Origin of the sequence: Noviherbaspirillum denitrificans (assembly GCF_002211445.1) — a bacterium.
Lineage (GTDB): Bacteria > Pseudomonadota > Gammaproteobacteria > Burkholderiales > Burkholderiaceae_D > Noviherbaspirillum > Noviherbaspirillum denitrificans.
In genome coordinates, this window is the sequence record NZ_LSTO01000001.1 from 2,746,045 (window position 1) to 2,753,936 (window position 7,892).

Genomic DNA, 7,892 nt, shown 5'->3' on the forward strand with positions numbered 1-7,892 from the left:
CAAACCCGCGCGCACGCTGACCTTCAAGTGCGCAAAATGCACCAAGCCGGTCACGGTCTACCTGCAGAAGGTATCTGCCTGCTCGCACATCCAGCCCTACCAGGGCATCTGCTCCTGCGGCGAGGTCAAGCTGCATGCCATCGGCCAGAAAGATGCCGTCGAGTCCTTCCTGGCATCGGGCGGCGCGAACTGGTCGCACCACCATCACCATTAATCGATCGGGGCAAGACATATGAGCGACAAGAATTTTTCCACCGAGGACTGGCGCCGCCTGCTCGGCCACCTCGGCGAAGACCCCGACCGCCAGGGACTGCGCGACACGCCGGAGCGCGTGGACAAGGCGTGGAAGCACTGGACGTCCGGCTATGACCAGAACCCGGCCGACATCCTGAAGGTATTCGAGGACGGCGCGGAAAAGTACAACGAGCTGATCGTGGTGCGCGGCATCCCGGTCTACAGCCACTGCGAGCACCATCTCGCCCCCTTCTTCGGCTCCGCAACTGTGGGTTACACGCCAAACGGCCGCATCGTCGGCCTGTCCAAGCTGACACGCCTGGTCGACTGCTTCTCCAAGCGCCTGCAGGTGCAGGAACGCCTGACCGTGCAGATCGCCGATTCGCTGATGGAACACCTGCAGCCGCTGTCGGTGGGCGTGGTGATCCGCTGCCGCCACATGTGCATGGAAAGCCGCGGCATCCGCACCCCGGGCGAGGAAACCGTGACCTCCGCCCTGCTCGGCGAAATGCGCACCAACCTCGGCCTGCGCACCGAGTTCCTGTCACTCGCCCGCGAGAAGGACTGACCTCCACGCATGCGTGCCGCACGCGCCTTCCTGCTCCTGCCGGCGGCACTGCTGGCGGCATGTGTGGCACGCACGCCAGTCCCGGCGGAACCTGCCGGGACACCCGTCCCGCAAGACTTCCCCCGCAGTTACTACAACGACGCCCGCGCACGCGGTCTCGAAGTGTTGCTTGTCGATCCGGCCGCCTCTGTCGTCGCCATCGAAGTACGCCGCGGCGGACCGCTGGCGGGACTCGGGCATGACCATGTGGTGGCCAGCCGCGACGTGCAGGGATATGTGCTGCCCCACGACGCACGCGCGGACCTGTTCGTTCCGCTGGCACGCCTGACGGTCGACGAGGCCGGCTTGCGCAGTGAATGGGGGATGGACAAACCGGTATCGGCGGAGGCGATCGAGGGCACGCGCCGCAACATGCTGGAGAAGGTGCTGGAAGCGGAACACCATCCATATGCACTGGTTCGCATCTCGCGCAAGGATGAGGCAACACTTCGCGTGGCCATCACGCTGCACGGGCGTACACTCGAGGTGGACACGCCAGCACATATCGAACACGCCGACAGAAAAATGACAGTCAGCGGCAGCATGACCATCGCGCAAAGCGACTTCGGCATCACGCCCTTCTCCGTCCTCGGCGGCGCACTGCAGGTGCAGGACAGTCTTGCGCTGCGCTACCGGATCGTGGCACTTCGCCAATGAATCCTGTTGCCTGAAATTATTATTCTGATCCGAGTCAAGGAAATCCAACGCCGTCGGCGCCATTTGATTTCAAGACGCCGGAGAGGTCCTATACTTCGCCTCCGTTGCTATTCTGGAATGGAGCTCAGGCATGACCGTTACCGCAGATTTCAGGACCGCCCATGGCACAGTGCTTCGCAGCACAGGTACGGAGTCGGCTCAACCTGCGGAACACATCGCCTCGCATACTCCGGACATCCTTCCGCGCGTCGAGACGCGCATCTTCACCGTCTTCCCCGAGCGCACCGCGCGTGTGCAGGGCGAATTGCGCGAAGCGGCACGGCGCAAGATCTGCCTCATCGCCATGTGCGCGCCGATTTCGGTTTTCCTTGCGCTGGCCGGCTGGTACCTGACGCTATAATCGAAGCGCTACTTGTGTCCGCCAATGCGGACCATGACGGGAAAGCCATCCCTGTCCGGATACTCCGGCGGCGGCAGGTAACGAACCGCCGCAAATCCCGACGCAAAACAACGCGCTGCCCCATGCGCCGGCTTTACCGCCACATCATGCGGCCGTCCGTCCGCCCCGATGTCTGCCACCAGCACGAAGGGTTTCGGATCGCGTTGCGATTGAGTCCAGCACTTGCGCATCGTGTGCGCGAAATGCTGCCCCGCTTCACGCGCCATCTGCTCCGTGTAGGAATGGAATTGTTCGTCGTCTTGCGCGTCTCTTGCGAGCAGTACGCGCTCCCTGAACGAATCCGGATCAACGGCGAAAGCGGGAAATGCGGCAAGCGCAGAAAGCAACAGGAGAACAGGTTTCATGGCGGGACTGCCGGTGGAGCGAGACAGTAACCACCTTAGTACAGCCACCGGGAAATATCTGTAAGCAAGCGTAACCGCGTGTCGAAAAAATCCTCCGCGGGCGCCGCACCGCGGAGGGTCAACGCTCACTGCCCCTGGAAATTCAGTTTGGTTTCAACGCGGCCGCCGTCGCCGAACTGCATGACGGACGCCAGCGGCATGAAATCAGGCGCCGCCGCACGCTGCTGCACTTCCTTCGGCGAACGACCGAACCATCGCCTGCACGCGCGGCAGAATGCGCTGGGGTCCGAGAAGCCGAGCTGGAAGCTGAGTTTCTTGAGCGAGACCTCGCCTTTCCTGAGGTACGCATACGCCATCTCGCGCCGCGTGTCGTCCACCAGTTGCGTGAAATTGGTGCCTTCTTCCGACAACCTGCGCTGCAGCGTGCGTTCGCTCATCATCAACCGCCTCGCCACTTCCTCGCGCAAGGGCTCGCCCTGGGCCAGCATGCCGGCAAGCAGGCCCTGCACGCGCTTGCTGAAGGTATTGTCGGCCTGCGGCTTCTCCAGACGGGCCAGCATGCGCAGCGTCCAGTTGCGTTGCGCCTGGGCGAGGTCGGCCAGCATGCGCAGTGCCCAGTCGGCCGCCATCGGGTTCTCGGTGCTGATCGGCGCGGTCAGGTCTGCATCGTCGAACTGCATGGTATTGGCCGGCATGTCGAACTGCACCGTGCAGCCGAACGCGTCCACATAGGGCCGTACATCCAACGGCTGCGGGTAGGCGTAACTGACATGCACCGGCTTCAGGTCGCCCCGCCCTGCGGCGGCACGCAAGGTACGCAGCACGAGACACCATACAAAATCGTAATGCTGCTGCGGCACGCGCCGCTGTCCGCCGGGAAGGTGCAGGCTGACACGCGTGCTGCCGCCGGATTGCTCGATCGTGCTGTGCACCGAGGGCGACACCAGCGGCGTGTAGCGCACCAGGTTTTCGATGGCGGTCTTCACGTCGGGCGAGGCGCGCATGATGTGCCCCATCAGTCCGGAGCGGTCGAGCGGCTGCGGCAGCGCCGCCTTCACGCCCAGCAGCGAATCGCCCGATGCCAGGGTGACCATTTCCCACAGGTGGCTCAGTTTGTCGGACAGCGTGAGCGCATCGTCCGCCATGCATTCGGACTCCTCCAGCCCGGCCTTCCGGAAGAACGCATCCACATCGAGGCCGCGCGCTGCGAGGCCTGTCCTGATGCCGCGTACCAGATCGATCGCCGACGAATATGTCATGTTGTTCCCCTTGTTCTTGTGTCGTTTACTGGACGGGACGCACGCAACGTCCCAGCATGCGTTACGGTGTGATCGCGGTGCGCAGGCGGGAGCTGATGCGCTGGCGGAAATCGTCGAGCTTGGGGTCGATCACGGTGCGCGATTCGGCGGCAACCTGCGCGCCGAGCGCCTTCTGCATCTCGGGCACCATTTCCTCGAACTTCTTCTTCACCGGCGATTCGAGCATCGCGATGATCTGGCGCAGTTCTTCTTCGGTGAATTTTTCGGCAAGCATCGGCGCGACGGTGGACGGCACCAGCTTCTGCGCGCTGGCGCGCACCACCGGACCGTTTTCGTCGAGGAATTTCTTGGCATCCGTTGCGACCTCGCGCATCACCGCGTCGCGCCGCTCTGCAGGCACGCGGGCCTGGAGCACCGCGCGCGCCTGGCCGACGGCGTCGGTCACCGAGTCCTGCAGCATGGATTGTGCAAGGGCCTCGACCTGCCACAGCTGCAGCACGCGCTGCACCAGTTCCTGCTTGGCAGGCGGCACAGGCTTGGATGTGCCTGCGGCGCTGGCGGCACCGGCAACGGCGATGAGGGTAACGGCGATGGCGGATTTGATCATGTTGTCTCCTTAGAAGCGTTTTGTGAGCGTGACGCCGAAGTAGCGGACGCGTATGCCGCCGGTCACATCCAGGCCGGCGTACGGGTTGTAGACGATGTTGAAGAACTTGTCGCAGTTCATGTTGCAGCTGCCGTTGGCCGGGACGTGGTAATCGCCCGACATGTAACTCGCGGCCACGCTGATATCCATTTCCTTGCTGATCTTGTAATTGGCGCCGACGCTGTAGAGCTTGGTGTCCGGCAGCGGCGCCACCAGGTCGAGCTTGTCCTGCGGGATGGAGCTCTTGCGCGGCTCGTAGCCGAAGCGCAGGGTCAGGTTTTCACTCACCTTCGCCTGCATGCCGTAGCCGAAATGCAGCGTGTTCCTGTACCCGCGCGGCAGCGACAGCTTCGAGGAATCCGGCACACCGAACAGGCGCGCCATTTCGAGCAGCTTGATGCTCTGGTCGAACTGCAGGGTCAGCGCATCCCAGCTTTTCCAGTCCGCATAGTTGGCATCGACATTGAACTGCAGGCGCTCCGTCGGCTTGATCTTGAAGCCGACCTGCAGGCGGTGCGGGAAGGGAATGATTGCGCTGACATTGCCCTTCTGCTCTTCGGGGATGGACTGCGGCAGGCCCAGCACGCCGGCCGCGATCGGCCCCAGCAGGCTGGAGTTCATGCCTTCCACGAAGCGCCTGAGCATGGGCTCGGCGCGGATCGTGTACTGCCCCGACACCTTGGTCTTCGAGCCGCCCTGGTACACGATGCCGAGTCCGAACCAGTCCAGCGGCTCCCACAGCAGGCCGATGTTGATGGTGGGGTCGACATGCGCCGTCATGTTCAGGTCGATGCTGGCCGCCTTCTTGAACGGATTGATCCGCCCCTCATCGCCGCCGCCGCACAGGCCGAAGGTGAAGGTGTCGACGATGTTGCCGCCGTTCTGTGGACACCAGCCCTGCTGCACCTTGCCGACGATGCCCAGCAATTCGTTGGGCATGCGCATGTCGGTATTGAAGACGAAGGCCTGGTGCGCGAGGGGCACCGACGCGCCGACACTCAGCGTATCGGACATCTTGTAGCCGACCGCCGGCGCGGCGAACACCAGCCGCTGCAGGTGCATCACCTTGCCGGCGAAGCGGCCGGGATCGTTCGGATCCTTGGTGCGATCCGAGCTCATCGCCTGGCTGATGTAATTGCCGACGCCCCAGGTGAACGGCGAGCCCTCCTTGTTGTACGCAATCCCCAGCCCCGGCAGGATCACGCCGGGCAGCCTCCAGCCGGGAAGGCCGATGCCCGGGATGTAGACCCGCTGGCGCATCGGCCCGGTCGACGTGCCGTCGAGCGGATCGTCCGTGAAGCCGCCGATGCTGAAGTTCTCTCCCTGCCGGAAGGATGCCGGCGCGCGCAGCGACACTGCGCCGAACGAGTGGGAATGCACCTCGCCGGTGATGTGCGTCAGGCCCGCCGGGTTGAAATGGATGGCATCGGTCCCGGGCGGATCGGCCGTCACCGCATTGCCGAGCGACATGGCGACCGGACTGGTCAGCAGGTTGTCCGTCAATGCCGCGTGAGCGGCCGGCAGCGCGCCCGAGAGCAGCATGCCGGCGAGCGGCAGCAGCCGTGTCCGCTTTCGCCTCTGTTGGCGCGGGCAGGTCTTCATCGTGCGCCTGCCCGGTCAGAAGGAGAGCGGCATGCTGACGCCCATCGTGAAGTCGGGCGAGTCGTTGGTCAGGCCGATACCCGCGGTGAAGTTGAGCGTGGTCTTCGGCGAGATGCGGTAGCCGAGGCCGAAGTTCATCATGCCCGAGGTCTGCGTCTTGGTCTTCGCGCGTCCGCCATCGAGGAAGTGCAGTGTCGTGCCGCGCGAGATCGATTCCTGGATCGAGAACGAGGTCGAGATACCGTAGGAAAGCGCATACGCGAAGCCAAAACCGAAGCCCATGCTCGGACCCGGATCCACGCGCGTCAGCACGCGCGAGCCACGGATCTGCGCGAGATCCTTTGCATCGCCGCTATAGGTGAAATTGAGCGAGCCGAACAGCGCGACCGGATCGACAATGTGGTTCACGTTCACGCCTGCCGTCAGTGAAGGCACGCCGGAGCCGGTCGCGAGATCCTGTTTCGCATCGACCTTGAACGGGCTCTTGCCGGTCGGCAGGCGCAAGTTGCCGGTCAATGTCAGCGAAGGCCGCCCGCGCTTGGCCTCGAAGGGCTGGAAGCGCGCGCCGAGGCCGATGTCGCCGAGCGAATGCGAAAAGCCGTCGAAACCGGGATTCTCCGAATACTTGCTCACCAGAGGCAGGCTGAGACTGGCTGTCAGGTTGTCTCGCACGCCGTAATCCACGGAGAGGGTATTGGTGATCTGGTGCGCGCTGTCGTTGTTGATTTCGAACAGCGTGAGCTGGCCGGAACTGATGTCGGCGTTGATGCGCTCCTGCCCGGTATAGGAATAGCTCAGGTCATACGTGTACGCGATCGTGCCGCGCTTGATGAGTGAGTACTGCTTGTCGACCGCGGTGAGCGTCTGCTTGAGCAGCGAGGTCTGGTCGGTGTCTCCTTCCTGCTTCTTCAATGCATCGCGCGCGGCCGAGGTGTCGGCGCCCCCCTGCTGCGCATACGCGGGCAGCATCAGCGCAGCAGCAATGAATCCAAGCAATGGACGAATGTTCATGACGACTCCCTAGAATATGTTGTATGTGCTCAGTTGCGGCGAAGGTAGACGCCGCCGAAACCCGAGTTGACCGCGCGTTCCATCAGGTATGCGTTGCCGAGCGGTTGAAGGTTGGCCTGGTCCCGGACGCGGTCCATGTCGAACACGCCGAGTTCCCGGTCGGTCAGCGCAAGTTTTCCGAGCGCCGGCCGGTTCTTCTGGGGGTAAAGGACGAACAGGGTGTTGCGGTCCCACAGCGACGCGAATTCGTCGACGGAGAGGACGATGTTTCCGGCGGACGGATCGGCGAGGTACACCAGTTCGTCGCGGATGCCGCGGAACACGACAAAGTGCTTGAAGCCCGCGTAATCGATCGGCACGATGGCCGGATGGTCGAGCGCCAGCAGGTCCTTGACCTCGGCGCGGAAGCCGCCGCTCTCGATGCCGAGCGACGCGACATAACGCTTCATGTCGAGCAGCGAAAAGCCGCGGCGCTCGATGATCTTTTCCTTCTCGCCGCGTTCGAGCATGCCTTCCATCGCCTGCTGCTCGTTGACGTCGAGGCCGAGGTAATTCACCAGCAGCGTGACCAGCGCCGCCGATCCGCAGCTGTAGTCATAGGCCTGCCTGACGATATTCTGGAACTTGAGCTGCGAGTACGGTTCGATGCGCACCGGCTCGGTGATCCGCGCTCCGCCGACCATGGATTGCGGCAGTTCGTACTGCCCCTCGGGACGGTCCTTGACCTCGAACCGCTCCGCGATGCCGGCCTGGGCGATACCGAACGCGAGCGCGCCAAGCAAGATCACGAACATGTGTCGTTCCCCTTCATGTCTTCTCCTCGTATGGATGATGCTTGCCGTCGCGATGTGCCTCGCGATCGGTAGATGCACTCTCGGCTTTTTTCAAGCTTGCCGAGTGGCTCTAATGTACGAGTGAAGGGAGGAAGGAGAGCTCGTCCGATCGGATGATTATGGATTGCGCAGCGTCAAGTCTGGCGTTCTTTGGTCAAGTTCCGGAGAGTGAACGTAGGGTGGGTAGAGCGAAGCGAAACCCGCCATGCGCTCTGGACCCCGCGAATGGCGGGGTTCGC

The 7,892-nt window shown here is 63.3% G+C and carries 10 protein-coding genes; 4 read left to right on the forward strand and 6 right to left on the reverse strand.

Annotated features, from left to right (window positions below; translation table 11 throughout):
• From AYR66_RS28900 to AYR66_RS13375, 4 genes are all read left to right on the forward strand, one after another.
• Nucleotides 1-214: hypothetical protein (locus AYR66_RS28900; RefSeq protein ID WP_170942308.1), on the forward strand; the 214-nt coding region annotated here is incomplete at its 5' end.
• An 18-nt stretch (nucleotides 215-232) separates the two neighbouring features.
• A complete protein-coding gene (folE, locus tag AYR66_RS13365; RefSeq protein ID WP_088707885.1) occupies nucleotides 233-802 on the forward strand; it encodes a GTP cyclohydrolase I FolE in 570 nt (189 codons plus the stop codon).
• A 9-nt stretch (nucleotides 803-811) separates the two neighbouring features.
• Complete coding sequence (locus tag AYR66_RS13370; protein ID WP_088707886.1) at nucleotides 812-1,498, forward strand: YceI family protein; 687 nt, start codon at nucleotides 812-814, stop codon at nucleotides 1,496-1,498.
• Nucleotides 1,499-1,628: 130 nt separating this feature from the next.
• The gene (locus AYR66_RS13375) at nucleotides 1,629-1,898 is read left to right on the forward strand and encodes a hypothetical protein (protein ID WP_088707887.1); all 270 of its coding nucleotides are present in this window, start codon (nucleotides 1,629-1,631) and stop codon (nucleotides 1,896-1,898) included.
• Between the two features lie 8 nt (nucleotides 1,899-1,906).
• On the opposite strand, the gene AYR66_RS13380 is transcribed toward AYR66_RS13375, so the two are convergent.
• The 6 genes from AYR66_RS13380 to AYR66_RS13405 all read right to left on the reverse strand — a co-directional run bounded on the left by AYR66_RS13380 (nucleotide 1,907) and on the right by AYR66_RS13405 (nucleotide 7,614).
• Nucleotides 1,907-2,302, reverse strand: a complete 396-nt coding sequence (locus tag AYR66_RS13380) for a hypothetical protein (RefSeq protein WP_088707888.1) — start codon at nucleotides 2,300-2,302, stop codon at nucleotides 1,907-1,909.
• A gap of 125 nt (nucleotides 2,303-2,427) precedes the next feature.
• Nucleotides 2,428-3,561: an AraC family transcriptional regulator gene (locus AYR66_RS13385; RefSeq protein ID WP_088707889.1), complete on the reverse strand. Its 1,134-nt coding sequence runs from the start codon at nucleotides 3,559-3,561 to the stop codon at nucleotides 2,428-2,430.
• Nucleotides 3,562-3,622: 61 nt separating this feature from the next.
• A complete protein-coding gene (locus AYR66_RS13390) occupies nucleotides 3,623-4,168 on the reverse strand; it encodes a DUF2059 domain-containing protein (protein WP_088707890.1) in 546 nt (181 codons plus the stop codon).
• Between the two features lie 9 nt (nucleotides 4,169-4,177).
• Nucleotides 4,178-5,809 (reverse strand): OmpP1/FadL family transporter, encoded by a 1,632-nt coding sequence (locus AYR66_RS13395; protein ID WP_234814895.1) that lies wholly within the window; start codon nucleotides 5,807-5,809, stop codon nucleotides 4,178-4,180.
• Nucleotides 5,810-5,824: 15 nt separating this feature from the next.
• Nucleotides 5,825-6,820, reverse strand: coding sequence for a transporter (locus AYR66_RS13400; RefSeq protein ID WP_088707891.1), 996 nt, complete (start codon nucleotides 6,818-6,820; stop codon nucleotides 5,825-5,827).
• 29 nt (nucleotides 6,821-6,849) lie between these two features.
• Nucleotides 6,850-7,614, reverse strand: a complete 765-nt coding sequence (locus AYR66_RS13405) for a C39 family peptidase (protein ID WP_088707892.1) — start codon at nucleotides 7,612-7,614, stop codon at nucleotides 6,850-6,852.
• Between the last annotated feature and the right edge of the window lie 278 nt (nucleotides 7,615-7,892).

Excerpts from the sequence above, each read along its gene's own strand:
- AYR66_RS13400 (WP_088707891.1), bottom strand. The coding sequence starts at position 6,820 with ATGAACATTCGTCCATTGCTTGGATTCATTGCTGCTGCGCTGATGCTG.
- AYR66_RS13405 (WP_088707892.1), bottom strand. The coding sequence starts at position 7,614 with ATGTTCGTGATCTTGCTTGGCGCGCTCGCGTTCGGTATCGCCCAGGCC.
- AYR66_RS13390 (WP_088707890.1), bottom strand. The coding sequence starts at position 4,168 with ATGATCAAATCCGCCATCGCCGTTACCCTCATCGCCGTTGCCGGTGCC.
- AYR66_RS13370 (WP_088707886.1), top strand. The coding sequence starts at position 812 with ATGCGTGCCGCACGCGCCTTCCTGCTCCTGCCGGCGGCACTGCTGGCG.
- AYR66_RS13380 (WP_088707888.1), bottom strand. The coding sequence starts at position 2,302 with ATGAAACCTGTTCTCCTGTTGCTTTCTGCGCTTGCCGCATTTCCCGCT.
- folE (WP_088707885.1), top strand. The coding sequence starts at position 233 with ATGAGCGACAAGAATTTTTCCACCGAGGACTGGCGCCGCCTGCTCGGC.
- AYR66_RS13375 (WP_088707887.1), top strand. The coding sequence starts at position 1,629 with ATGACCGTTACCGCAGATTTCAGGACCGCCCATGGCACAGTGCTTCGC.
- AYR66_RS13395 (WP_234814895.1), bottom strand. The coding sequence starts at position 5,809 with ATGAAGACCTGCCCGCGCCAACAGAGGCGAAAGCGGACACGGCTGCTG.
- AYR66_RS13385 (WP_088707889.1), bottom strand. The coding sequence starts at position 3,561 with ATGACATATTCGTCGGCGATCGATCTGGTACGCGGCATCAGGACAGGC.